Raw genomic sequence first — 25,045 nt, forward strand, 5'->3', positions numbered from 1 at the left:
CGATTCAAAACAGAAAGCCCATCCTGCCTTGCGATAAGACATTGCATCGCCAGACCGAAAGCCATAAAACCACGAAAACAGAAGTCGAGATTCCCCATACTTTACATCGCCCCAGGCGGAATTTTGTTGGGCTTATGATACTGACCAATTGACATTGAGATCAATCGACCCCGATGTCAATTGGCACTGGGATCAATCAAGGAGACCTATGATGTCCACTGCGACAATTATTGACGGTAAAAAGTTTTCCGCTACCCTTCGTGGCCGCATTGCAGAAGAAGTTACCCGCCTGAAAAACGATCATGGGCTAATACCCGGTCTTGCCGTTGTTCTCGTTGGTGAAGACCCTGCCAGTCAGGTTTATGTGCGCAGTAAAGGCAAACAGACCCTTGAAGCGGGCATGAATTCTTACGAACACAAGATGCCCGTTGAAACTACTCAGGAAGAGCTTTTGGCGAAAGTTGAAGAGCTCAATAACGATCCTGCTGTTCACGGTATCCTTGTTCAATTACCTGTTCCCGATCACATTGATGACCACGCCATCATTAATGCCATTGATCCAAACAAAGACGTTGATGGCTTCCACGTTATCAACTCTGGTCGTTTGGCAACAGGCGCACGTGGCGCAAGCGCACCAATGGTCCCTTGTACCCCACTTGGCTCTATCATGTTGCTCAAAGATCATCTTGGTGACCTTTCTGGCAAAACAGCCGTTGTTGTTGGTCGTTCTAACATTGTCGGCAAGCCAATGGCCCAACTTCTGCTACAGGAAAGCTGTACCGTGACCATCGCGCACAGCCGCACCAAAGACCTTCCAGACGTTGTGCGTCAGGCAGATATTGTGGTTGCCGCTGTTGGACGCCCTGAAATGGTTAAAGGCGATTGGATTAAACCGGGCGCAACCGTTATCGACGTTGGGATCAACCGCATTGAAGTTGATGGTAAAAATAAACTGGTCGGTGATGTCGCAACAGCTGAAGCGATGGAACACGCAGGTGCAATTACCCCGGTTCCGGGTGGCGTTGGCCCGATGACAATTGCTTGTCTTCTTGCCAACACACTGACGGCTGCAAGTCGCCAAAACGGACTAAAAGAGCCTAACCTTCTCTAAGTTTTGCTATCAAATCAGCCATAAAAAAGCCCGGGTCTGAATTCTCAGTCCCGGGCTTTTTTTTATTATCGTCGTTGGCGCTAAAAGAAAGCCAAGCCAAACACATCATTTTAATGCATGCCCTTAAGCAATCACAAGCTTGAACAGCCCCTTGATCGGTGCCTTCGGGTCAGCCACTTCGCCTTTGCGAATAATATTGATCCGGCCTGTGCGTGCCAAGTGCAAAGCCTGTTGACGAACGGCAGGTAAATATTTACGCCAGGCATCCGGGCGATCTTCTTTCTTTGCACGAGGCTTGTAATAAGCGCGCGCAAGAGCATCCGGGCTAACGGCATTCTCAGCCCCGTAGAGTTCCCCGAGGATAAAAATCGCAATCGGGTCGTCAGTTTTTTTCTTCTCGTCGCTCATATCAATCTCTCATCATAAGAATGGCGCCTTCACTAACGTGAATCTCGCCCGGGGGCAATGACAATCTACACGATCCTCCGCCTAGCAGCTCTGCGGTGAAGGCATGGGATTAAGCCATGGGGTTAAGATAGCTTATCAAAGTTTCTTTTGGACAACGATAAATAATCGCGGAAAAGTCAGTAGAACGCGGCCATCCTGCAACGGCTTATAAACCTGTTTAATCTTGCCTAAATACTGTTCCAGATATGCAGTCCGTTCCTGATCATTTAGAGGGTCCAGGAAAGGCCTGAGACCTGTTGATTTGAACCAATCCACAATGCCCTCCGCATCAACCAAAACATGCTCATAACTGGTTCGCCATATATCAATCACATCAGATTGATCCGCCACCCAATTATAATAATCCGCACAACTGCCAATAGTTTCGCGCGATTTCACCGCTTCTGAGAGCACCTCTGCCCATGACCCTTCTGACGCAGCCTCTCTCATCAAAGCATGAGTTGGCTCGGATAGGTTATCCGGCATTTGAACGGCAAGGATACCACCCGGCTTAAGGCACTGCATCAAACGAGGAAACAAATCGCTATGCCCAGTTACCCACTGAAGCGAAGCATTGGCAAAAATAACGTCTGCTTTTTCCTGCGGGTGCCACATTGCAATATCATCAAGGGCGAACTCTGCGTCAGGTAATCTCTTTTTTGCCTCCTCCAGCATTTTCGGCGAAGAATCCACCCCAAGAATAGCTGCTGATGGGAACTTTCTCTGCAAAAGCTCTGTCGAATTGCCGGGACCACAGCCAAGATCAACAACCGTCTCAGGCTTATCAATACTTACCCTGTTCAGTAACTCATACGCAGGACGAGTCCTAAGATCCTCAAACTGAAGATATTGATCAGTATTCCAGTCGTTTTTCAAAACATCTCTCCCAAAAACAAAAAGCCCCGCGATTGCAGGGCTTTTTTATTCGAAATTTACAAAGAAATTATCTTTGCTTATTCAGTAGCTTCAACCGCAAAGCATTAAGCTTGATAAAGCCTTCAGCATCACGTTGGTCATAAACTGTATCTTCTTCAAAGGTAACATGTTCAAGGCTATAAAGTGACTTCGCAGACTCTCGTCCGGTAACGATTGCATTACCTTTATAGAGAGATAGACGCACATTACCTTCTACATGTTCTTGCGATTTATCGATCATAGCCTGCAGCATTTCACGCTCTGGGCTAAACCAGAAACCATTATAGATAAGCTCGGCATATTTCGGCATCAGCTCGTCTTTTAAGTGCATCGCGCCGCGGTCCAACGTAATGGATTCGATCGCACGGTGAGCTGCAAGAAGGATTGTTCCACCCGGTGTTTCGTAAACACCACGAGACTTCATACCGACAAAACGACCCTCAACAAGATCAAGACGTCCGATACCATTTGCCCCACCCAGTTCATTCAACTTGGTAAGGATCTCGGCAGGGGACATTTTTTGACCGTTGATTCCAACCGCATCACCTTTTTTGAATTCAATGGTGATCTCAGTTGCTTCGTCCGGCGCATCCATTGGCGAAACAATGCGCTGATAAACATGTTCACCAGGCGCAATCCATGGATCTTCCATCTCCTTACCTTCAGAGGAAGTATGTAGAAGGTTGGCATCAACAGAAAACGGCGCTTCGCCACGTTTGTCTTTCGCGATTGGAATTTGGTGCTTTTCAGCAAAATCGATCAACTTTGTACGAGATGTCAGATCCCATTCGCGCCAAGGTGCGATAACCTTGATATCCGGGTTTAATGCGTAGCAACTAAGCTCGAAACGAACCTGATCGTTTCCTTTACCGGTTGCACCATGAGCAACAGCATCTGCACCTGTTTCTTCGGCTATTTCAATCAAACGCTTGGAAATCAACGGGCGTGCGATTGACGTTCCCAAAAGGTAAACACCTTCGTAAACCGCGTTGGCACGGAACATTGGGAAGACAAAATCGCTGACAAATTCTTCGCGCACATCTTCGATATAGATATCTTTAACACCACAAGCTTCTGCTTTCTTACGGGCTGGCTCTAGCTCTTCACCTTGACCAAGATCCGCTGTGAAAGTCACAACTTCACAGTTGTACGTTTCCTGAAGCCATTTCAGGATTACCGAAGTATCAAGTCCGCCTGAATAGGCAAGTACGACTTTTTTGATATCGCCCATAAGAGTTCACGCCTCTGCAAATAGTGGCCATGCCGCAAGAAGGCATAAGTGCCGTTAGTTGGTAAATCTGCCGAGAGTATAGGTAAATCCTGATCCAGAGCAAGTATTGTCCGCAGGATTTATGGGGAAAAATACAATTATTTTACCTAATCAAATTAGTCTATTCACCTAGAGATCCAATACGACTTCCCCCTCATCACTATAATGCCCCGTTGGCATTTGTGGCACGGCTGAACAAAGAAGAACCTCATCATCTGCAATTCCCGCTGAATACCCTTTCGGATAAGAAACAGCACCAGACTTCAATTTCGTTACGCAAGCACCACAATTTCCTGATCGACAGGAAAAATCCGGGAAGAAACCATTTTCTTCGACAAACTGTAGTAAGCTTCCCTTTTCTGGGCGCCATTCTGCCGCTTGACCTGTCGACGCAAAACGAACCATGACAGGTTCTTGAGGGAGATCGCTTTGGGCAGCCATTTCGAGACTACCGCGACCTTCTTCCGAACTTGTTTTTAACTCCGTCAGGGATTTAAGCACCATTGAGGGTCCAAAATTTTCATAACGAATACGTTCCTCGCGCACGCCCAGTGTCCTCAAGGCTTCATAGACCGATTGCATAAATTTTTGAGGGCCACAGAGATAAAAATCGTAATCATCAAGGGACAGATGCTCCCTCAAAAAATTTAGATCAATACGACCTTGAACTTGTAACCCTTTACCCAAAACATCAGAAGATTCTGGCTGAGAATAAATGTTATTTACTTCAAAGCAGTCAAACCATGTCGCCAAGGCATTTGTATACTTTCCAAAGGCGTGCTCATCCCCATTCCGCGTCCCGTGGATAAAATGGACTTTACACCCACGAGGGAACTTTTTCTCTTGCTCCAATAATGCTTCGGCCATGGCCATCATTGGCGTCACACCGACACCGCCAGAGAGAAGAACCACAGGACGCGTACTTTCTCTATCCAGATAAAAATCACCGCGCGGCCCTTGTGCTTCAATAATGTCGCCGGGTTTCATACGATCATGGAAATGTCTGGAAACCGATCCAGCTTCTTCGCGTTTGATTGACAGGCGATAATACCGACCGTTAAAAGCATTCGAAATTGTGTAGGTTCTTCTCATCTCCAGCTTTTCTTCCGAGAATGTCCCGTTCGGAACACTAACCCGTATTGGTAAGTGTTGGCCGGGCTCATAGTCAGCCAGTGCCTTTTTATCTTCCGGGACAAGGTAAAAGGATGAAATGCTTTTGCTTTCTTTCTCTACTTTAGCGACCACATAGCGCCGCCATGCATTCCGGTCCTTTGAAGTCGAGAGTATCTCTTCTGCTTCTTCCCAAGACCCCGTCAAATCAAGAAAAGGAGAATAACTCTCAAAAGTCCAGGACATCGGTAGGCTCTTTTCAACAAGGCGTACCTCTTCCACCTTAATTTGCACCAATCGTTGAGCATCAGCAAAAGCCAGAACTTCTGGACCATCCCAGATGACTTCAGCCTGCCCGGTAATATAGAGAAGATCGCCAGTTTCGAAATCAGGAACCAGCAAACCAGCTTTCGGATAAACCTCTATGTTCCCAAAAGTATTAAAGTGGTTATTTCCCGGGAAATCAGGAAACAATAATGTCGTGTCATCAACAACCTTTAGAAAACCCGGTTTGCCGCCACGGTGGGATACATCCACACCAAAACGATGATCACTATTATCCGGATAATAAGCAGTTGCTATAAAGAAAGTATCCGATTTGCCAATGATGCCTTTAGGCGTTTTACCCAAAACCTCAGAATGTTTTCCTGACTTTTCTTCCAAAGTTTTTAGAACTTCTAGTTCAGAGTTTTCATCATAGGCGGGCGTACGCGCTTGTATATATTGTGGGCAATTGCCAAAGCTCTGATCAACGTCAACAGTAAACCCGTTTTTAGCCGTTCGCCCGCGCACCTTACCTGCCAGGCGATTTCGACGCCGCGTATGGAATTCAATTCCTAAAAATCCTAACGGAGATCCGATTTCCACATTTTCTGACAAGGGATCCCCCGATAAAGGTGCGTTATCAATAACCAGCGTTTCTCGATCAGGTGAACTGATAAAGCCTGACTGACCAACAATCATTGATGCCCACGGGCGCCCCTTTTGATCCAATGATCCGACAACAATTTGCGGCAGTTGCCCATAAAATTCACGGTGTTGGTCTGGTAAAAAATTGCGAACAAATTTAGGTGCATAGCTGTGAACATTCTCTAGAACTCCGACCCGCCGCTGTACTGCCAGCTCTCCTTTGTGAAAAGGCGTGGTTTTTGGATCAAAAAAGGATGTGTTCATAACTAACCTCCTTATTCATTCTGATTTTCTTGGGAGAATGGGCAAAATGGGGTGAGAACTCTGAATCATTCACTATTTTCAGAGTTCTCGCGCAAACCTTTAATTAAGCCACATCACTCAAAGGCGTTTTTTGCATGCCAACAAAATTCGACAGAGCTTCAATTTTTGAGATCCAGATCTGAATGTTCGGATAGTTTTGGAGAGAAACACCACCTTCTGGTGCATGAGCAATATAGGTATAGGCTGCAATATCTGCGATCGTTACCTTTTCTCCAACCAGATACCCCTGATCATCAAGGATCTTGTTCATTGTTTCAAAAAGCGCTGTCGCACGAGCTTTCGCAACATCATGATCAAGATTTGCCCCAAATACAGTTACCAAACGCGCCGAGGCAGGACCGGATGCAATCGGGCCCGCTGCGATAGAAAGCCATCCTTGAATTGCTGCTTCGTTCTGTGCAGAACCCAATCTCCACGCCTCACCACCATACGTGCGGGCAAGATAAACAAGAATGCCATTGGAATCCCACAGAACAACGCCATTATCATCAAGCACAGGTACTTGCCCAAAGGGATGCATTTTTAAAAATTCTGCTTCTTTATGCGCACCAGCCATCAAATCCACGTCGACCAACTCATGCTCAAGACCCAGCAGAGAAAGGAACAGTTCAACACGATGCGCATGACCAGAAAGTGCATGGCGATATAATTTAATCATTCTTCTAATCCTTAGAGGCTTAAATCAAAATTGGAGTCGTTCGTTTGAGAAACAGAAAATTATCCGTCCTTCTGAGCTTAAGATAATTCGCTAGCTGTTCATTTACTATCCGTACATACTGGACATAATTATAAACAAAACAGATATAATAATGGATACACTCGAGAGTATGCGTGTTTTTACCGCAGTCGTAGAACACGGCAGTTTCACCGCAGCCTCAAAAAGCCTGGGCATCTCAACAATGCTTGCCAGCAAGCATGTAAAAAATCTCGAAGAAAAAATACAAGCACGATTACTCAACCGCACGACACGTAAAGTAAGCGTCACAGAGCTTGGACAAGCCTATTATGATCGATGCCTGCTCATTATCGAACAAACCGATGAATTGCATGACCTTGTAGGTGAGCAAACAAATACGATAAAAGGTCACCTTCGTATCACTGCCCCCAGAGTGCTTGGCGAAGAAATCGTTGTCGATTGCGCTAATGAGTTCATGAAACTCCATCCCGAAGTCACTATGGATTTAAGATTGGAAGAGAGAACCGTAGATATCATTCAAGAAGGGATTGATGTCGCGGTAAGATTGGGCGCCCTCAACGATAGCAGTTTAATTGCCAGACACCTCGCCAAATACAAATACCTACTTTGTGCTACCCCTCGTTATCTAAAAAAAAGGGGGATTCCAACACATCCTAACCAGTTAATCGATCACGATTGTATTCTAGGATCAACCATCAGCCCCACCAACCAATTGGACTTTATCGTTAACGGGAAAAAGACGGCGCTAACTATAAAACCCCGAGCACGTGTAAACGCCGCACAGCCCATCAGAAAAATGACGTTAGAAAGCCACGGTATTGGTATGTGCTTGATTTCTACTGTTAGAAAAGACCTTGAAGAAGGCCGTCTCGTCCGGGTTCTTGAAGAGTTTGAAGCCTATGACAGAAGTGCTTATGTGATTTACCCACATCGGCGGCACCTTGCCCCGCGGGTGAAGGCCTTTGTTGACCATGTTGCTCTTCATTTCAAAAAATCAGACAAGGTTGAACACTAGTCGATAAAAGAAGTCCAACTACCTAATTACCAGTTAAACTAAATCTTGGCCTTTGCGGTACTCTCTTATTAATTGGGTAGCCTCAACACGTCGGCGTACCGTGACCTGAGTTAGAATCAATAAATCTAATTTCTATTTGGCCAAAGCTCATGATGGCTATCGATCACAAAGGTATGTTTGTGTACCTGTTTGGGGTGGTAATGCGGGTGGCGATGTGGTTCAGGGCCTTCCCAACCTTCGTGATCGTGATCGTGGTGTTCATCATGGGTGTGCAAATGTAGGTGCGATACTTCCGGATGTACATGAGTCAATACCGCACTATCTTTTGAAGGCCACACAATCATTGCGACGACCAGTCCACCAAACACACCAGCAGCGCTGACAAGGAATGTTTCTGATAGCCCAAGATACAAGCCCAACCAACCAGCGGCCGGATAGGCAATAAGCCAGCAGGCATGGGATAACGCAAAGTGGCTGGCAAATAATGCGGGAAGATCCTGTTTATGGGCGGAGCGCTTCAACAATAAACCGCCCGGTGTTTGGATCAAGGAAGTCCCTGCCCCAATCAGGCACCAAACGACCAAAGCAAAGTTATAGGACAGTTCCAAAGAGCCTGCAACAAGCGTGATCAGCAGAACCACAGCTCCCAAAAGCATAATGGATCTAGGTTCAAACTCATCGAGTATTTTCCGTAAGCTCAAAGCAACACACATCGAACCTAGACCTGCTGCCCCAAGAAAAACAGCGACGTCACTTTCGGCACCACCAAGGACTTCACGCACGTAAACAATAGTATTCACGATGACCATGACACCCGCTGCTGAAACAACAAAACTCAATGCAAGCAACCCTCGCAACCGAGGTGTCGCCAGATAAATCCTTGTACCTCTAGATACTTTGCGAAAGAAATTTCGCTCTTCTTCTGTTGGTTCAACTTTGGGGAGAACAACCGAAACCACAAGTAAGGCAGACGCCAAGAAACCAATGATCGTTCCTAAAAACAGCCAATGAAAACTCATAATCGATAATAACAGCCCTGCAAAAAGCGGGCTCAATAAGGCTTCGAGATCATACGACAAACGAGATAAGGAGAGCGCTTTGGTAAAATCACTCTCTTTAGGCAAAACATCCGGGATAGTCGCCTGAAATGTCGGAGTAAAGGCAGCAGAGAACGACTGAAACAAAAATACCAAAAGATAAATCTGCCAGACTTCAGTGACAAACGGCAAAAATATAACCATTCCTGCCCGACATAAATCCAGCATGACTAAAAAGCTTTTACGTGGAATCTTATCTGCAAATGCCCCAACAACAGGCGCAATTCCTACATAAGCAACCATTTTCAAAGCCAGCGCAGTTCCCAGAACAGCACCTGCATTTTCGCCGGCCAAGTCATAAGCGAGAAGGCCGAGTGCTACCGTTGTTAATCCACTCCCCATAAGGGACAAAATCTGAGCGGTAAACAAAGTTCGGTAAGTCTTGTTTTTCAGAACGCTGAGCATAATAAAAGTCTTACAGAATGATTAGTTACTTCGTAACGCTATCCCCCCATAGGGGATAAATCAAGAATCCTTTCTCAAAAAAAAACATAACTAAGTGAATTTATTAATAAATACATTAAGGGATTCTATGATTATAAATAACTGTATTAATTTATCTTTTTATACCTATCGAAGAAAAATAAAAAATTTCACCATCGTGACAAATTATTTACCTTTTGCCCTTTAAGCTTCGGGTCAAAATTAAATAGAACAGTAATTGTGCGGTTAAGGAGCAAGAGGTATGAACGTCCCAAATACTAATAATTCCCATGAAGAGGGCGTGAGGGAAGATAAGGTTGGCGACATGCCTAATACAGGTGAAACCAATACCATCGCAACAAATGACGATGTAAATAACCATAATCCGCAGGAAGGTACTGAAATAACCCAAGCTACAGAAGAAGAAGCCCCACAAATAAAATTTGGTATTGGTAAGCGTCTTATTCTTTCGTTTGGTATTGTTGCTGCCATGACAATTTTGGTGAGCTTCATTAGCTGGTATAATCTAACCAAGATTTCCCAAACACAGGTCGCACTGACAGAAGAGACTGTTCCGGCCATAACCTCTGCACTGAAGTTATCTGAAGAAATATCAAGACTGGCTGCAACCGCACCCCTTTTAGAATCTGCATCAGACACAGCACTAAGAGATCAAAGGTTTCTAGAGTTACAAAGCTCTATTTTGTCTGCTCAAGGTCACCTTTCGAGCTTAGGCGAACTAAATGTGAGCCAGGAAACAGTTAATAATATCCAAACGAGCCTGGGGGATATTGGACCAAAAATTGATGAACTGCGCGAACTTGGGAATGAAAAACAAACCTATGCCGTTCGCAGAGAAGAACTGGGCAAACAGCTTTCATCTTACAGAGATCTCGTTGCCAAGGAAATTTCGCCTCACCTTATCAAAGTCCGACTTGCCGTCATTGACGGAGAGGGTGAGCCACTCCAACTTTTCCAACTACAACAAGGCCTGTTGGAATTCAAAGGATCAACCAACCTTCTTATTGGTCTTCTTGCAGAGGGCGGGCAGACGAATACACTGGAAGATATTGCAAAAATTGAGCAGTTATTCCTGACATCTTTGGGATCAATGGCAACACCGCTTTCGAAGCTATCCCAAACCCAAAAGGTGGAGAAGCTCTCAGAACTTTTCCAAAACCTCTTAACTCTCGGCAGTAAAGGGGATCTTCAGAATAACATCTTCGCGCTTCGCAAAGCTGAATTAACAGCGCAAAACAAAAGCAACGCGATTATGGAAGAAACAAGAACAATCGCAGAGAACCTCTCGGGACAAATCAGCGAATTGGTCAATAATACGGAAGCTGGGATTGCTGTCACCGCAAAAGAAAACAAAGCATCATCCAAACGAACTGAAATTATTATGATTGTGATTGCAGCAGCTTCCCTTCTTGTATCGGTTTTGATCGGATGGCTTTATGTTGCGCGTTCTTTGCTGAGACGATTGATGGGTCTTGTCCAATCTATGGAACAAATTGCCAATGGCGATCTGACGATCAGCATCATGCGAAACGGAAATGATGAAATCAGTAAAATGGGTTTTGCTTTGGCAGAACTTCGAAACGTTTCAAGAGAAGCAGAAGCTTTGAAACAAGAGCAAGAGCTTAGCCAAGTGCGTTTAGAGGAAGAAAAGCGCCTCAACGCAGAGAAGCTCGCCAATGATTTCGATGCTTCGGTTGGTTCTTCTATCAGTATTCTCTCTAGTAATGTCACCGTAATGCGAGATCAAGCCAAAGAAATGCAGAATTTGGCCGCAGGGTCACAAAAAGAAGCCCAGGAAATCAGTGGTGCAAGTGAAGCTATGTCCAATGACATTTCCACTGTTGCCGCCGCAACAGAAGAACTTTCGGCCTCAATTTCAGAGATTTCAAATCTCGTAAATAAATCAACAGACTGCTCAAACAGTGCCGTCGAACGTGCTGCCACAATGAACGGTAATATTTCTCGTCTCAATGAAGGCTCGCAAGAGATCGAAAATGTCATCAGTATGATTAGTGGCATTGCAGAACAAACCAATCTTCTTGCTCTCAACGCGACCATTGAGGCCGCTCGCGCTGGCGAGGCAGGCAAAGGATTTGCCGTTGTTGCTGCCGAGGTCAAGAACCTCTCAAACCAGACAACATCAGCCACGGAAGATATTCGTTCTCTCATTGGCAACATTCAAAACGAGATTAGTAGTGCCGGCGGTGCGGCAGAACAAATTGATACTGTGATTAAGGAAATTAATGAGATTGCAGGTGGGATTTCTACCGCCGTTGAAGAACAAGGTGGCGCAACCCGAGAGATAAGTCAGACGGTCAACCAGTCCGCAAACAATTGCTCGGTCATTGCTGAACGTGTGCAAGAAGTTTCCACAGCCTTAAGCAAAACAAACCAATCTATGGAGCAGGTCATAAACGGTGTCCAGAAAATTGATGAAGAAAGTTCACTACTCACTGAGAATGTGGACCAATTCCTGAAATCAGTTCGCGGACAGTAATACGAAGACAAAATCAAGCCCCGGGTATGTTAATGCTCGGGGCTTTTTCGTGTCTTATGACACAGCTTGCATCACCAGCGATATAGCAATAGTCCACATGACAATGCCAATAAAACTGTCCAGTATACGCCACGCTATCGGACGTTTGAATAAAGGGGCCAGCCACTGCGCCCCTAAGCTGAGCGAAAAGAACCAAACAAAAGAAGAAACAACAGCCCCCAGCCCAAACCATATTCTGGTCTCTGCTGGGTATTGGCCACCAATAGATCCCAACAAGATCACAGTATCCAGATAGATATGCGGATTAAGCAAACTAACTGCCAGAGTTGTTAACACAGCTTTGATAAGTGTATCAGGCCCCCGGTCCTGCTCCGCAGTCAGAACATCTGGGTTTAAAGCTGACCTGAATGCTTTCAAGCCATATACAAAGAGAAAAAGAGCACCACCCCAAACAGCGAAATCAAGAAGTAAGGGGTTTGATGTGATCAACACCCCCATACCAGCCACGCCAATAGTGATCAGTAGCGCATCAATCAGACTGCAGAGCGCAGCAATAAGATATTGATTATTTCGGCGAAGCCCTTGGGTAAGAACATACGCATTCTGTGCCCCAATCGCGATAATCAACCCGGCACCAATTCCCATGCCTTTTAAAAAGGGTACAGCAATCCCGAACATTATCCCATTCCTATAAAACCAATTGAAGCCACTGAGTTCCATCCTCAACGGCTTCAATTTATTCAATCACAAGAAACAAGTAATGCTAATAATTTTTATGTTACATAAGAATTACTAATTAAGCTTCATCTTCCTGCACGATCCAAGGTTCAGCCTTTCCTCCTTGCTCCCATTCCTGCCAGGCGGATAGATCCGTCATCGCTGAAGAATAGCGTTTAACGACGGGATCATCGCTCAACTGATACTTAGCAATACGGTTCACAACCGGGGCAAACATTGCATCAGCGTTACAAAATTCCCCAAACAGAAAAGGCCCCCCGGACTTTTCCAAATAATCGCGCCAGATATCAACGATACGTCGGACATCTTTATGAACACCATCAGAAACATTCATCGCTTCGTCCTTACGGCGCATGTTCATGGGACACTCAGCTCTTAAAGACATAAATCCCCCATGCATTTCATTTGAAATACACCGGGCTTTCGCTCGATCAGCTTGATCAGCAGGCCACAAACCTGCATCTGGAAATTTCTCTGCTAGGTATTCAAGTATCGCCAGCGATTCCCATACTGTCAGCTCACCGTCTATGAGAACCGGTACCTTTTTTGTCGGTGAAAAAGCCGCAAAATGTTTGTGCCCCGTCGATTCATCAAATTGAGAAAAAACCTCTTCAAATTCAATTCCTTTCACCTTTAAGGCAATCCAGGGGCGTAAGGACCAGGATGAATAGTTTTTATTAGCAATAATCAGCTTTAAATCTGACATAACAACCTCTAGGGATCAGTCGTGGAGCAAAGAAAACAAGATAAGAGAATCACACTATGATCAATAAATCCTCCGTCTACTACCAACTATTCCGCTTTTGGCAGCACTTATCTGAACTTTGTCATTTTTCAGTACACCTTTTCAGTCAACAAAAACCTCTCTACAGTCGACCTAATGAAATGAAATAAGATAAGTATTAGCAGAGCTAATTATGTTTGATTATCGACAACTTGCTGCACTCAATGCCATTCTCGAAGAAGGTAGTTTTGAGAAAGCTGCAAAAATATTATTTATAACCCAATCTGCCGTTTCTCAACGTTTACGACAGCTCGAAGACAGTCTAGGGCAAACACTCGTTGTTCGCGGTACCCCACTTACCGCAACGGTCTCTGGTCAACGCCTGCTCAAACACTATAAACAAGTCAGCCTGCTGGAAAACGAACTGGATACAGAGCTCAAAAACCAGAATAGTGAAGATTTCACCAGCCTCACAATCGGTTTGAATGCGGACTCCATCGGTACATGGTTCTTCGGAGCAGTTAAAAGCTTTGCTGAAGAGAATAAAATACTGTTGGAGCTCAAAGTTGACGATCAGGAACAAACCCATCACCTTTTAAGAACTGGCGAAGTACTTGGCTGTATTAGTGGCAGTCCCCTTGCTGTTCAGGGATGCCGCTGCATCCCTCTGGGCCAGATGATTTATCAGCCTTTGGCCTCTCCTGATTTTGTAAATCACTATGCGCCAAGGGGCCTTACCAAGGACAATGCATCCAGCACCCCCGTCGCCGTCTTTAATCGCAAAGATCCCTTACAGCACCGCTATTTGGAAAATAAATTCGGCATCACGGACTTCCCTCATCACCTTATTCCAGCCTGTGATGGCTTTGTTGATGCACTAGTCAAAGGATTTGCCTATGGCCTTATTCCCAATCAACAGGGGCAGCCTTACATTGATAGCGGCGATCTGGTTTCGATAGATCCCGATCATAAAATTCCGGTCCCTCTTTATTGGCACATCTGGAATTTACACACCGACATAATGAAGGGCCTGACAAAAGCATTGGTTTTAGAAGCAAAGCGTGTGCTCGCACCGCTTCCTGATTGTTAAACTGTTTAGTCTTGCTACTTGTCAGGATGTGACTGCATTATCACCACAAATATTTTAAATAGCACCCAAAAAATAAAGAACAAAATCAATGCAAGATCGTAAATATTATACCGAAGCTAATCGCATTTCTTGGAATGAAGCTGCACCGCGGCACGAAAAGAGAAATCAGCAAAAGCTGTTACAAGACGTCACACATACAGATTTCAATGCTTTGGAACCCGAGCTCACACAAACTTTAAAGCGGATAGATATTCAGGGAAAACGGGTCGCTCAAATTTGCTGCAACAACGCAAAAGATTTGCTGTCTGTTATGAAGATGGGCGCAAGCTATGGCCTAGGTATCGACGCAGCCTCAGCCTTTATCGAACAGGGAAACGAACTGATCACAGCAGCACACTATCAAGACAAAATGGAATTGCTCGTCAGTGATGTCTACGACATTCCAGACCAGCATAAGGAACAGTTTGATGTCGTTTTAACCACTGTTGGCGTGATGAGCTGGATGCCTGATATCTCTGCCTTTTTTAAGGTAATTCACAGCCTGATTAAACCCGGCGGGCACTATGTCGTCGAAGAAATGCATCCTGTATTGCTGATGTATGAAACCGATGATCAGAGCGTATCAAAACCTCTTTATTCATATTTCAAGAAAGATCCGTGGAAAGATACTGACGGCCTGGATTATTTCGGACACGTTGAATACGAATCAAGCCCAAGTTATAGCTTCCAACATAAGATGGATGACATCCTCATGGCAGGGATCAATCTGGATATGAATTTGAAATATATTCGGGAAATTGATCGGGATATTTCAAATTTTTGTATGGATCTCGAGCATCAGCAAGCGAAGCCACCCCTTGGCTTTAATATGATCATGCAAAAGCAAGGATAACATCTTGTCCCAATGATCCTAATAACGCAAAAGAAGGTCCGTAAATCCCGGGTTTTCTTTTGTTCTATTATTCTGCGGCACAGGGTTTCTTAGTTTTGCGCTTTCTTTCCGATTCAGATTTCAACTGACCACAGGCGGCAAGAATGTCTTCGCCTCGTGTTGTACGGATCGGCGCTGACACACCCTTTTCAAAAAGATAATTCGAAAAGCGGCGGATCTGATTGTTTGAAGAACACTCAAAAAACGATCCTGGCCAAGGGTTAAAAGGAATCAAATTAATTTTTGCTGGAATACCCTTCAGAATTTGAAGCAGTTTCTTTGCATCTTCCATAGAATCGTTCACATCCTTGAGCATCACATACTCAAAAGTAATGCGACGGGAATTACTGACACCCGGATATTCACGACAAGCATCCAACAGCTCTTTCAGGGGATACTTGTTATTGATTGGCATAATCTTGCTTCTGGTCTCGTCGTCAACCGCATGAAGAGAAACTGCAAGATTTACACCTAAATCAACACCACAGCGTCGAATTTCGGGTACAACGCCAGATGTTGAAAGTGTAATGCGCCGTCTTGAGATGGTCAGCCCTTCACCATCCATAACGATCTTCAAAGCCGCTTTTACATTTTCATAGTTATAAAGTGGTTCCCCCATTCCCATCATCACGATGTTTGTCACCCGACGTCCGGGCGCAGAGCTTGGCCACTCTTCCATCGCATCTCTGGCATGAATGATTTGAGAGACAATTTCATTGGGGGATAGATTACGAACAAGTGGCTGCGTGCCTGTATGACAGAACTTACAGGTCAAAGTACAGCCAACCTGTGATGAAACACAGAGTGTGCCGCGATCATCCTCAGGAATAAAGACAGTCTCGACTTCATTTCCATCGGGAAAACGAAGGAGCCATTTGCGCGTCCCATCAACCGAGATTAGGTCTTCAACAATTTCCGGGCGCCCTACAACATATCCAGCTTCCAGCTTTTCCCGAAAAGGTTTGCCCAAAGACGTCATGTCTTCAAAGGACGCAGCGCCGCGATTATAGATCCATTGCCACAGTTGTTTAGCACGAAATTTTGCTTCGCCAAGGCTGAGAACTTCGGCCTCTAGTTCTTCGCGGGACAACCCCACCAATATCTTCCGACCATCCGCAGCATGTGACGACGGTGGGGCAAAGGCTTTCGCGTGCCCTCGAGAACCTGCATTACTTGCCTGCGCACTCTGAACTTGCGCTTTGTCAGTATTTTCAGCTTCTTGGGTCGTCTCTACCGTATTTTCTGTGATTTTCGGTGCTGTGGTCATAGCTCATCAATCCTTATGGCAGATATTTTATCTGCGATTGAGGCTTAAATAAAGCGAGTCACTTCCGGGTTCAAGCGGATTCGCTCTGCAGTAACTGCATAACAGCCGCTTGCTGCGGGTTAAAATGCCTCATTGCCCCCAATGACGGCGACAGCTTTCCATGAATTTACCAATCTATAAGTGACTGTTCTATCCCGATCAAAACAGTCACTTGCAGAGTATCAAGGATATTATTTTTTACCGCACGCCTGATTAATCGCGCGATAGGCCGCTGAAAAACCACTTAAAGAGTAGGTATCTTTGGTTTTTGTACCACGGCCAGAAACACCACGTACAATAAGACTGGACCCTTTGATCATCGCCTTGATAACCTTCTGATCATCTTCTTGATTATAAGCCCAAGCACTGTCCCCAGCGGTAAAGAATTTATAACTGCTTTTACCCACACTGAGAGTTACTTGAGAATCCGGGCGATAGCTATAACCAGCCTGGATAGAAATTTCATCCCAGCGCTTTTCAGCTGCTCTGTGGGATACAACCAGATAAATATCACCACGTTTTTTGTAATTCCCTTCAGCTTTCTTCGGAACCGAGTTCATAAAACAAACTTTATGACCATTTTCTGTATAGCTGTAAGAAGTCCAATCCTTGTGCTGTCCGATAGCTTTAATTCCCTGGGCAGAACTTGGTGTCGCAGTAAAAGCAGACAGACCAAAGGAAACGGATACCATAAGAGCCATAGGAATGGCGGATTTCATTGATAATAGCTTACTCATTATTTTCCCAGTTTATTCTAAATACCCAGTTACTCTAATACTCTCCGCTGTATAATATACTGCGCGGTAAATTCTTGATCTCAAGCACTAAGCCACAAAATAGGTAATTCTAAGGCAGGTCTTTCAATTTCGTCCAGCCTGTTAATCTTTTTTTGTTCGAATGATCTGACGACCCTGAACATGTTTGGGTAGAGGAACTGCCGCAGCCCTTGAATTAACAGGCCGTCCCGGGAACCTGCCTATAGAAATCAATCTGTCATAAAGCACGATTGCACCTGCTACGCCAACATTCACACAAAACTTCATTGGAATTTTCACAATAAAGTCACAGCGTTCTTGCATTTCAGGTGACAAGGATCCTTTTTCGGGACCTAAAACGTAAGCTGCCTGTGTTGGGTGACGAAAACTTGGAAGCTCAATTGATTCATCAGTAAGCTCAACCCCAACCAATTGAACACCCTTTGGCAGAACCATTTCCTCGACACTGTCAAAGTTATAAAGCGGCAAAGTCTTTGCCGCATCTGATGTATCAGATTGTTTGACCTGTTTTGCATCATAATGCGGTGCAACTGTAAAAAAGAAACTTGCCCCAAAGCTATGCGCCGACCGAAGCAAATTCCCCAGATTCATGGGTTTACTGCCGCCCTCGACCCCCATGCCAAAAAATCCTCTCATGGTTCTCTCTGCCATAGTCTTAATTCAGGTCCTTCTTAAGCCTGTTAATCTTCATTATTTTGCGCCTATAATGCCTGCGCAAAATAATGTGGGTGGTTGAGCCCCTCGGTTCAGAGTAGTTCTGAATTGAGCCTCGTGTTCTTAACATAAGAGTTTTCTAGTGTCCGATTTAACAAAAAACAACAGCTCATCCTCAAATGAGGGTCAAAATAACCCGATTATGGTCGAAGTGACCCGGGGAAATATGGTCGAAAGTATTCATCGTGCATCTTATGCAGTTGTTAATACCGACGGAAAAGTTGTTTTATCTGGTGGCGATTATGAAAAAATTACCTATGGGCGTTCAGCGATAAAATGCATGCAGGCTCTCCCCCTTATTGAAAGTGGTGCCGCAGACGCGTTCAATCTAACCGATGCAGAAATATCTATTGCCTGTGCCAGTCATGACGGCCAGCCAAAACACGTTGAAACCGTTAAAAAGTGGTTGGACAAAATTGGCTGTACCGAAGACGATCTGGAATGCGGATCTCACCTTCCCTACCATGTCCCTTCAATGGTTAATCTTTTGAAAAATGGTGGTTCAGAAACAACGTTGCACAATAACTGTTCCGGCAAACATGTTGGCTTCCTAACAGTCTGCAAACAATTGGGCTTCGACCTCAAAGGCTATGTAAAATACGACCATCCTTTGCAACAACGCATCCTTGGCGCAATGGAGACCATGTGCGGCATGGATCTAGGTGATGCCCCCCGCGGCATCGATGGTTGCGGTATCCCTGTTATTGGGGCGCCCCTTGCCAACATCGCTCTGGCCATGGCGCGCTTTGCCGACCCTTCCGATCAACCAGAAGCACGTCAGGAAGCTTGCCAACGAATTAACAAAGCCATTGCAGCAGAACCCTTCATGATTGCGGGGTCGGATAGGTTCTGTACAAAAATTGTTGAGGCAACCAAAGGTCGCGCCTTGATCAAAACCGGGGCCGAAGGTGTTTACACAGGTATAATTCCGGAACTCGGATTAGGTATCGCTCTTAAAGCAGATGATGGGGTTACACGCTCTGCCGAGACAGTTATCGGTATGATTTTAAAGCATCTAAAGATTATTGATGGCCCCCTAGCCCAAGAAATGAAAGACGTGCTGGAGCCTCCTTTGTTTAACCGTGCTGGAATACAGGTTGGTCAAATTAGAGCCGCGCAAAACGTTCGCTTCTAAAAAACAAGGCCTCTTCTCTTAAGCTATTGCCTATAAGAGAAGGGGCTTCTTCTAATGAAATACAGATACAGCTGCCAATTATTAATCTGCCAGAGGGATCGGCTTGACCAAGATGACCGTTCAGCCAGAAGTACAAGATCAATATGAAACCTATCCCTATCCGTCCAGAAATCCAGCGGATGAACACAAACGCTTAATCACAGGTTCCCCGAGTAATCTCGCAGAACTTAATCACTATCTTTTTGCTGGTAAGAAAGACTTCTCCAAACCCTTCAAAGCTTTAGTTGCAGGTGGCGGCACGGGTGACGCTACTATTATGCTTGCCCAACAGCTTGCAGATGCGTCCAACGATGGACAGGGTCAACCAGGACAAGTTACCTATCTTGATCTTTCGTCAGCATCACGGGACATCGTAGAAGCAAGAGCAAAGGAACGGGGTCTTAATAATATAACCTTCCTGAGCGGATCGTTGCTCGATTTACCAAACCTTGCTTTAGAGCCTTTTGACTACATAGATTGCTGTGGTGTCCTTCACCATCTCACCTCTCCTGAACAGGGATTGCAAGCTCTGACCTCTGTTCTCAAGGAAGATGGCGGTATGGGTATAATGGTTTATGGGGAATATGGGCGTGAAGGCGTTTACCCTATGCAGGATCTACTCCGCAGCCTCAGCCGGGATTGCGCCAGTTTGTCTGAAAAAGTAAAACTGACCCGTCGTCTTTTGGAAAAACTCCCCCCAACGAACAGCTTTAACCGCAACCCCTTTGTCATTGATCACAAAGCAAGTGATGCAGAGCTTGTCGACCTCCTATTACATAGCTGTGACAGAGCCTACACAGTCCCACAGATTACCGATCTCGTCGCCTCATCTGGATTAGAACTGACGACGTTTGTCGAACCAATTCGCTACAAAATCGAGACCTATGTAAAAGACGCAAAACTTCTTCAGCATGCACATGCATTGCCCCCTTTAGAGCAGGCTGCTGTAGCTGAAAAACTTGCCAGCAACATGAAACTGCATGTCTTCTATCTATCTCGTCAAAAAAATACGATTGCTGATCTATCGCAAGCAGAAAGCGCAATCCCAGTTTTTCGCGAGATGCAGCCCAATGCCATTGCTGAAAGCCTGAAAAAAACAACCACGCTAAAAAGCAATCTTGATGGCGTTCCACTCAACCTTGCATTACCGCGACTGTCTTCTGCGATTGCAAAAAGATGCGACGGTAAGAAAAACCTGTCCGAGATTTATAGCGAGCTAAAAGAACTGGATACCCAATTGGAATGGGACAAATTTTTGCGACAGTTTAAAGAATTTTATATGGCCTTCAATGACCTGAACCATCTACTTCTCAGGTATGAAGAGAATTGAATTTATTCACTTAAAACATGACAATCCCTTTTGGGTGCAGTAGGCTTTAGATCCTCTCCAGCCTCCAAGGCGTCTATTTTTATGTCCCGTTACAAAAACATTCCGGCTCCTTTACAAGGAGCCCTTTTGGTCGTTCTTGCGACTTTCGGCTTTTCGGTTATGAATTTACTCGTTCGCATAGCCGCAAAAGAGTTGCCACTGTTTGAAGTTACTTTTTTCCGTAATTTCTTTGCCTTCCTTTTTATGCTTCCTTGGATGTATAAAATTGGTTTTAAAGAACTCAAAACAAACCATCTCAAATTACATTTTTTACGTTCTGCTGTGGGCATATCTGCAATGATTGTGTGGTTTGCCTCTGTAAGCTGGCTACCGATGGCACAGGCCGTGGCCTTGAACTTCACCGTTCCCCTTTTTGCTACAATTGGGGCCGCGCTAATCCTGAAAGAAGATGTTAAACTTCGCCGTTGGGGCGCAACAATTATGGGGTTTGTGGGTGTGCTTATTATTGTACGCCCTGGGTATGGAGACTTCAGCCCCTTATTAGTTCTACCCGTTTTAGCAGCCTTATTAATGGCAGGGTCGGTGATGATCGTCAAAACGCTCACCAAAACAGACTCTTCAAGCGTTACTGTCTTTTATACGACGATTTTTATGACCCTCTTATCTCTCTTGCCAGCAATTTTTGTCTGGGAGTGGCCAAGTACCAATGTTTGGTATGCTGTTGTTGGACTTGGTGTCATTGGCGCCCTTAGTAACTTGTTAATCACAAAAGCACTTTCAATTGCAGATGCGTCTGCCGTAATGCCCTTTGATTATGCCCGCCTCCCCTTTATGGCACTTATGGCCTTTCTTGCCTTTGGAGAAATTCCAGATATATGGACCTGGATTGGTGGTGGCGTAATCGCAATCTCGGCAATCTATATTGCACAGCGAGAAGCAAGTATTCGCAAAAAAGCTGATGCAGCGCTATCAAGTCGTAATACAGTCAAACCTGCGAGTAATTCCCCCCAAGGCACGCTATAGCTTATTTAAATATACCTAGATTGTCTTAACTTGGGTTTTCCACTGATTGTCGCTTACGAAGACGATCCAGCGCAGCCTGCCACTTTTGAACCGTCGCAATCGGGGTACTTTTAGAGAAAGCTAGATACATATCATATTGCCCGATGAAAGCTGCCTCGCTGACAGTATCCTCGGAAACATCTTCCTCTTTAGCCATATAAGCCATGTAAGTGTCCGATGTTTCCAACAAATCATACCGTCCTTTTAGCAATAAAAATAAAGCTTTATTGACGTTTATAATTTTATTTAGGTTCTGAAACTTTAACGTTGTCAGCAATTCTTCACCTGCGCCACCTAACTGAACAGCGATATTACCAACCTTTCGAGCCTGCTCTAAGTTTTCTTTATTACTTCCCTGATAAAAGTGTTTATTCCCTTGTATTGTATAGAGGCCAACACGAACGGTATAAAGTGGCCCAACCCATTGAAAAACGTCTTCTCTCTTTGGCGTTCTCACAATAGAAAAAATACCGACATCCGGCATTTCTTGTGCATATTTATAAGCACGAGCCCAAGGTAAAACCCGTATCTTGGGCTCCTCCCCAACCTCCGAAGACAACGCTCGGATGATATTTGGGCCTATTCCTCTTAACTCATCATTTTCCAGATAGTTATAGGGAGGAAAATCTTCTGTATAAAATTCGAGCGCACTCACGTTTCCAAGAGTTAGAAAACAAAAAATCCAACCAAAAAATAATGTTCTAATCATATTCGTATTCCTGAGCGATCTCAGCGCGCAATACTATTGTATGCAACAAAGGATTAGAAAACTACTAAGATTATACAAAAAAATTTGTATAAAATATTTCTATCAGAGAATTAATCATTCACATCAAGCCAAACTTGTGCCTTTTCAATGTGTTCAGTCTTAATGTGTATCTTTACAGAATTAATCGCCGCGATAAGGACCGATATATCGTCAGTATAACCAAAAGCGATAATAAAATCAGGTATTAAATCAGCTGGCACAACGAAGTAAGCCAAGGCTGCCATCAAAATCGCTTTCGCCTTCAGCGGCGTTTGCCGGTCAGTGGCACAGAAATAGGCCGCCAGAAGCTTTTCTGTGAAGGTTATTTTTAAAGCTACTTTTTTAAGCTTCCTTAAAAAGCCTTTTTTAACAACCTTTTCATCAGCAACCAGTAAGGTTGGTTCAGAATTTTTAGGGTCTGGTTTATGCAGTTGAATAAATCTCATACATCGAAGATGAGAGAGTAAGGCGTAGATTACAAGTCCTGCCCCCCATGTCGATCTAGACTTTAGAAGCAAAAAGATTCATTTTTTTCGCCAGTTCAACATCCAAAGCCGACAACCCATTGCAATCATGTGTGGTCAGAACAATATCGACCTTGTTATAAACATTAAACCATTCAGGGTGATGCCCCATCTTTTCAGCAACAAGAGCCACACGGTTCATAAAGCCCCAAGCTTGATTAAAGGTTTTAAAGGTAAAAATCTTGCGAATAGCATCCCGGTCACTTTCCAGCGTCCATCCTTCCAGCTCCGGAAGCAGGGATGTTCTTTCGCTATCAGATAGCTTCGTGGGAATTTTACGTTCCGGCATAATGAAAATCCTGTTTTACTGAAATTTGTTCTTTTTTTAACAATAGCATAGAATGATTTGATAGATGAACGGCGATTATGAAAAAAGGTTCTTGATTTTTCCTACGGTCTACGGGCAAGACTTAAAGATTGACAGCGCCTTTGAATCTATGCCTATTGCCGTCCTCGGTTAACTGGATTGAGAAAATGGGCCAGCTTCATAACATAGAACGTTTTACGACTCCCCCAGAGATCAGTGATATTGAATCTCTGGCGCGTGAAGCCTATGCGCATATGCCTGATGAGCTCAGAGACGTCGCCAGCCAGCTTAGAATAGAAGTTCAGGACTTCCCATCAGAATACATGATGGAAGCTATGGATTGTGAAACCCCTTTCGAAATTTTGGGGCTATATCAAGGTGTCGATCGCCGTTCAATGACTCAACAAAGCAGAGAGCTGAACGAAGAAAAAGATACTGTTTTCCTTTTCCGTCGTCCTATTCTTGATTTTTGGTGTGAAAACGGTGAAGACCTTAATCAGGTTGTCCGCCATGTCCTGATTCATGAGATCGGTCATTATTTTGGCATGTCAGAAGACGATATGGACAAAATGGAAAGCAGAACGGTAAGTCTTTCTTAAGGCTCAGCATCGACATAGAACCCGACTAAACAAGTCCTTGCACGCGGTTACGCAATACAGGCAGCACATCATCTTCAAACCATGTATTTTTTTTGAGCCACATGGCTGAACGCCAACTCGGGTGTGGGGTAACAAAATAATCCGGTTGATATTCCTTCCATGCTTTTACTGTTTCCGTCAGTGTTTTCTTCTTTCTCTTGCCCAGATAATATTTTTGGGCGTATTGGCCTACCAATAATGTAATGTTCAAATTTGGTAATACGCCAAGCAGTTTTTCATGCCACAAAGGGGCGCATTCCGGTCGCGGTGGCGCATCGCCCCCTTTATCTAATCGTCCCGGATAACAAAATCCCATCGGCATAATTGCTATTTTTTCTGGGTCATAAAAAAGCTCTTTCTCAATCCCCAACCACTCTCGCAAACGATCACCCGAGGGATCATTCCAAGGAATACCTGTTTCGTGAACCCTGGTACCAGGGGCCTGTCCAATTATAAGAATTTTAGCTTTTGGAGAAATTTGGACAACAGGGCGAGGCCCCAAAGGAAGATCCTTGGCACAGTGCGTACAGGCACGCACTTCGACTAATAGTTTGTCCAAAACACCATCCATCAATGCTGCATTCTCCATAACAACAGAGCGTACGACACCCCCCCACGATAAACCAATGAGAAGTTACAGACATCAATTCAACGTGATTATCTTCTTTGGAAAGGTATCTATTGATACTCTTCGAGCACTTTGAAATGGAAAACCTAGGTACCAAACACTTAAGCATTCTTTTCTTACTCAAAAGAACTCTTAATCACGCACCCGTCTTTTGCATAAACTCAAGGCGGTTACCAAAGGTATCATTCACGAAAAATCTTTTATAGCCATCCAATTTATCATCCCATTGTACGGCAACATTATTAATAGCCAACTTGTCCGCCAGAAGATCAAGATCTTTTAAAAGGAAGGCAGGATGAGCCTTTTTCGCAGGTCGGAAGTCTTGTTCTACGCCGAAATGAATTTGAAAAGAATCTGTACAAAACCAAACACCTCCTCTACCCGCTAAGCTTTCGGGTTTAGGGACTTCAGTCCAGCCCAGAATTGCTCCATAAAAGTTCCGACAAAGGTCTTCACTATCAACAGGAATAGCTAATTGAACATGATCAAGTCCTACCCAATTCAAACGACGTTCCCTCA

Annotated in this window: 25 protein-coding genes; 9 read left to right on the top strand and 16 right to left on the bottom strand. The window is 44.6% G+C overall.

Annotated elements, in window-relative coordinates:
* Positions 1 to 211 precede the first annotated feature (211 nt).
* Entirely contained in the window at positions 212 to 1,111 is a 900-nt protein-coding gene (gene folD / locus ACN0QW_RS08570) for a bifunctional methylenetetrahydrofolate dehydrogenase/methenyltetrahydrofolate cyclohydrolase FolD (protein ID WP_417430939.1), read from the top strand.
* Between the two features lie 123 nt (positions 1,112 to 1,234).
* On the opposite strand, the gene ACN0QW_RS08575 is transcribed toward folD, so the two are convergent.
* The 5 genes from ACN0QW_RS08575 to ACN0QW_RS08595 all read right to left on the bottom strand — a co-directional run bounded on the left by ACN0QW_RS08575 (position 1,235) and on the right by ACN0QW_RS08595 (position 6,744).
* Positions 1,235 to 1,519 carry a DUF3253 domain-containing protein gene (locus tag ACN0QW_RS08575; protein WP_085901731.1) on the bottom strand — a complete coding sequence of 95 codons (285 nt, stop codon included), beginning with the start codon at positions 1,517 to 1,519 and terminating at the stop codon, positions 1,235 to 1,237.
* A gap of 135 nt (positions 1,520 to 1,654) precedes the next feature.
* A complete protein-coding gene (gene tam, locus ACN0QW_RS08580; RefSeq protein WP_417430564.1) occupies positions 1,655 to 2,434 on the bottom strand; it encodes a trans-aconitate 2-methyltransferase in 780 nt (259 codons plus the stop codon).
* Positions 2,435 to 2,501: 67 nt separating this feature from the next.
* Entirely contained in the window at positions 2,502 to 3,704 is a 1,203-nt protein-coding gene (locus ACN0QW_RS08585; protein ID WP_417430566.1) for an argininosuccinate synthase, read from the bottom strand.
* Positions 3,705 to 3,872: 168 nt separating this feature from the next.
* The gene (locus tag ACN0QW_RS08590) at positions 3,873 to 6,026 is read right to left on the bottom strand and encodes a pyridoxamine 5'-phosphate oxidase family protein (protein ID WP_417430568.1); all 2,154 of its coding nucleotides are present in this window, start codon (positions 6,024 to 6,026) and stop codon (positions 3,873 to 3,875) included.
* Positions 6,027 to 6,129: 103 nt separating this feature from the next.
* A complete protein-coding gene (locus ACN0QW_RS08595) occupies positions 6,130 to 6,744 on the bottom strand; it encodes a glutathione S-transferase family protein (RefSeq protein ID WP_417430570.1) in 615 nt (204 codons plus the stop codon).
* A gap of 151 nt (positions 6,745 to 6,895) precedes the next feature.
* Between ACN0QW_RS08595 and ACN0QW_RS08600 the strand changes: the two genes are divergently transcribed.
* Complete coding sequence (locus ACN0QW_RS08600; protein ID WP_299378144.1) at positions 6,896 to 7,798, top strand: LysR family transcriptional regulator; 903 nt, start codon at positions 6,896 to 6,898, stop codon at positions 7,796 to 7,798.
* 125 nt (positions 7,799 to 7,923) lie between these two features.
* Here the strand turns inward: ACN0QW_RS08600 and ACN0QW_RS08605 are convergent, their stop codons facing one another.
* Positions 7,924 to 9,300 carry an MFS transporter gene (locus ACN0QW_RS08605; protein ID WP_417430572.1) on the bottom strand — a complete coding sequence of 459 codons (1,377 nt, stop codon included), beginning with the start codon at positions 9,298 to 9,300 and terminating at the stop codon, positions 7,924 to 7,926.
* Between the two features lie 280 nt (positions 9,301 to 9,580).
* Here ACN0QW_RS08605 and ACN0QW_RS08610 point away from each other — a divergent pair, with 280 nt between their 5' ends.
* Positions 9,581 to 11,836, top strand: a complete 2,256-nt coding sequence (locus tag ACN0QW_RS08610; RefSeq protein WP_417430574.1) for a methyl-accepting chemotaxis protein — start codon at positions 9,581 to 9,583, stop codon at positions 11,834 to 11,836.
* A 54-nt stretch (positions 11,837 to 11,890) separates the two neighbouring features.
* Here ACN0QW_RS08610 and ACN0QW_RS08615 read toward each other — a convergent pair whose 3' ends face one another.
* Together ACN0QW_RS08615 and ACN0QW_RS08620 are read right to left on the bottom strand one after the other, a co-directional pair.
* Positions 11,891 to 12,514 (bottom strand): LysE/ArgO family amino acid transporter, encoded by a 624-nt coding sequence (locus tag ACN0QW_RS08615; protein ID WP_417430576.1) that lies wholly within the window; start codon positions 12,512 to 12,514, stop codon positions 11,891 to 11,893.
* 118 nt (positions 12,515 to 12,632) lie between these two features.
* Positions 12,633 to 13,280 carry a glutathione S-transferase family protein gene (locus ACN0QW_RS08620; protein WP_417430578.1) on the bottom strand — a complete coding sequence of 216 codons (648 nt, stop codon included), beginning with the start codon at positions 13,278 to 13,280 and terminating at the stop codon, positions 12,633 to 12,635.
* Positions 13,281 to 13,491: 211 nt separating this feature from the next.
* Here ACN0QW_RS08620 and ACN0QW_RS08625 point away from each other — a divergent pair, with 211 nt between their 5' ends.
* Both ACN0QW_RS08625 and ACN0QW_RS08630 read left to right on the top strand, forming a co-directional pair.
* On the top strand, positions 13,492 to 14,388 hold the full coding sequence (locus ACN0QW_RS08625; protein ID WP_417430580.1) for a LysR family transcriptional regulator ArgP: 897 nt from the start codon (positions 13,492 to 13,494) through the stop codon (positions 14,386 to 14,388).
* Positions 14,389 to 14,476: 88 nt separating this feature from the next.
* Positions 14,477 to 15,280, top strand: coding sequence for a class I SAM-dependent methyltransferase (locus tag ACN0QW_RS08630; protein ID WP_417430582.1), 804 nt, complete (start codon positions 14,477 to 14,479; stop codon positions 15,278 to 15,280).
* A gap of 67 nt (positions 15,281 to 15,347) precedes the next feature.
* On the opposite strand, the gene rlmN is transcribed toward ACN0QW_RS08630, so the two are convergent.
* The 3 genes from rlmN to ACN0QW_RS08645 form a co-directional block, all read right to left on the bottom strand.
* Positions 15,348 to 16,586, bottom strand: coding sequence for a 23S rRNA (adenine(2503)-C(2))-methyltransferase RlmN (gene rlmN, locus ACN0QW_RS08635; RefSeq protein ID WP_417430584.1), 1,239 nt, complete (start codon positions 16,584 to 16,586; stop codon positions 15,348 to 15,350).
* A gap of 230 nt (positions 16,587 to 16,816) precedes the next feature.
* Positions 16,817 to 17,362 carry an invasion associated locus B family protein gene (locus ACN0QW_RS08640; protein WP_299375842.1) on the bottom strand — a complete coding sequence of 182 codons (546 nt, stop codon included), beginning with the start codon at positions 17,360 to 17,362 and terminating at the stop codon, positions 16,817 to 16,819.
* 141 nt (positions 17,363 to 17,503) lie between these two features.
* Positions 17,504 to 18,037 carry an RNA methyltransferase gene (locus tag ACN0QW_RS08645; protein WP_417430587.1) on the bottom strand — a complete coding sequence of 178 codons (534 nt, stop codon included), beginning with the start codon at positions 18,035 to 18,037 and terminating at the stop codon, positions 17,504 to 17,506.
* A gap of 160 nt (positions 18,038 to 18,197) precedes the next feature.
* On the opposite strand from ACN0QW_RS08645, the gene ACN0QW_RS08650 reads away from it, so the two are divergent.
* The 3 genes from ACN0QW_RS08650 (at position 18,198) to ACN0QW_RS08660 (ending at position 21,642) form a co-directional block, all read left to right on the top strand.
* A complete protein-coding gene (locus tag ACN0QW_RS08650) occupies positions 18,198 to 19,250 on the top strand; it encodes an asparaginase (protein WP_417430589.1) in 1,053 nt (350 codons plus the stop codon).
* Positions 19,251 to 19,362: 112 nt separating this feature from the next.
* Positions 19,363 to 20,619, top strand: coding sequence for a class I SAM-dependent methyltransferase (locus ACN0QW_RS08655; protein WP_417430941.1), 1,257 nt, complete (start codon positions 19,363 to 19,365; stop codon positions 20,617 to 20,619).
* Positions 20,620 to 20,700: 81 nt separating this feature from the next.
* The gene (locus ACN0QW_RS08660; RefSeq protein WP_417430591.1) at positions 20,701 to 21,642 is read left to right on the top strand and encodes a DMT family transporter; all 942 of its coding nucleotides are present in this window, start codon (positions 20,701 to 20,703) and stop codon (positions 21,640 to 21,642) included.
* 25 nt (positions 21,643 to 21,667) lie between these two features.
* Here ACN0QW_RS08660 and ACN0QW_RS08665 read toward each other — a convergent pair whose 3' ends face one another.
* From ACN0QW_RS08665 to ACN0QW_RS08675, 3 genes are all read right to left on the bottom strand, one after another.
* Positions 21,668 to 22,390, bottom strand: coding sequence for a substrate-binding periplasmic protein (locus ACN0QW_RS08665; protein ID WP_417430593.1), 723 nt, complete (start codon positions 22,388 to 22,390; stop codon positions 21,668 to 21,670).
* 110 nt (positions 22,391 to 22,500) lie between these two features.
* Complete coding sequence (locus ACN0QW_RS08670; RefSeq protein ID WP_417430595.1) at positions 22,501 to 22,875, bottom strand: YkvA family protein; 375 nt, start codon at positions 22,873 to 22,875, stop codon at positions 22,501 to 22,503.
* 55 nt (positions 22,876 to 22,930) lie between these two features.
* Positions 22,931 to 23,242: a 4a-hydroxytetrahydrobiopterin dehydratase gene (locus ACN0QW_RS08675; protein WP_417430597.1), complete on the bottom strand. Its 312-nt coding sequence runs from the start codon at positions 23,240 to 23,242 to the stop codon at positions 22,931 to 22,933.
* A gap of 185 nt (positions 23,243 to 23,427) precedes the next feature.
* Here ACN0QW_RS08675 and ACN0QW_RS08680 point away from each other — a divergent pair, with 185 nt between their 5' ends.
* Positions 23,428 to 23,859, top strand: coding sequence for a metallopeptidase family protein (locus tag ACN0QW_RS08680; RefSeq protein WP_047763928.1), 432 nt, complete (start codon positions 23,428 to 23,430; stop codon positions 23,857 to 23,859).
* A gap of 25 nt (positions 23,860 to 23,884) precedes the next feature.
* Here the strand turns inward: ACN0QW_RS08680 and ACN0QW_RS08685 are convergent, their stop codons facing one another.
* Positions 23,885 to 24,469: a uracil-DNA glycosylase family protein gene (locus tag ACN0QW_RS08685; protein WP_417430599.1), complete on the bottom strand. Its 585-nt coding sequence runs from the start codon at positions 24,467 to 24,469 to the stop codon at positions 23,885 to 23,887.
* A 193-nt stretch (positions 24,470 to 24,662) separates the two neighbouring features.
* Complete coding sequence (locus tag ACN0QW_RS08690; protein WP_417430601.1) at positions 24,663 to 25,031, bottom strand: glyoxalase; 369 nt, start codon at positions 25,029 to 25,031, stop codon at positions 24,663 to 24,665.
* Positions 25,032 to 25,045: the final 14 nt, after the last annotated feature.

This window comes from Kiloniella sp. (assembly GCF_048259265.1).
GTDB lineage: Bacteria > Pseudomonadota > Alphaproteobacteria > Kiloniellales > Kiloniellaceae > Kiloniella.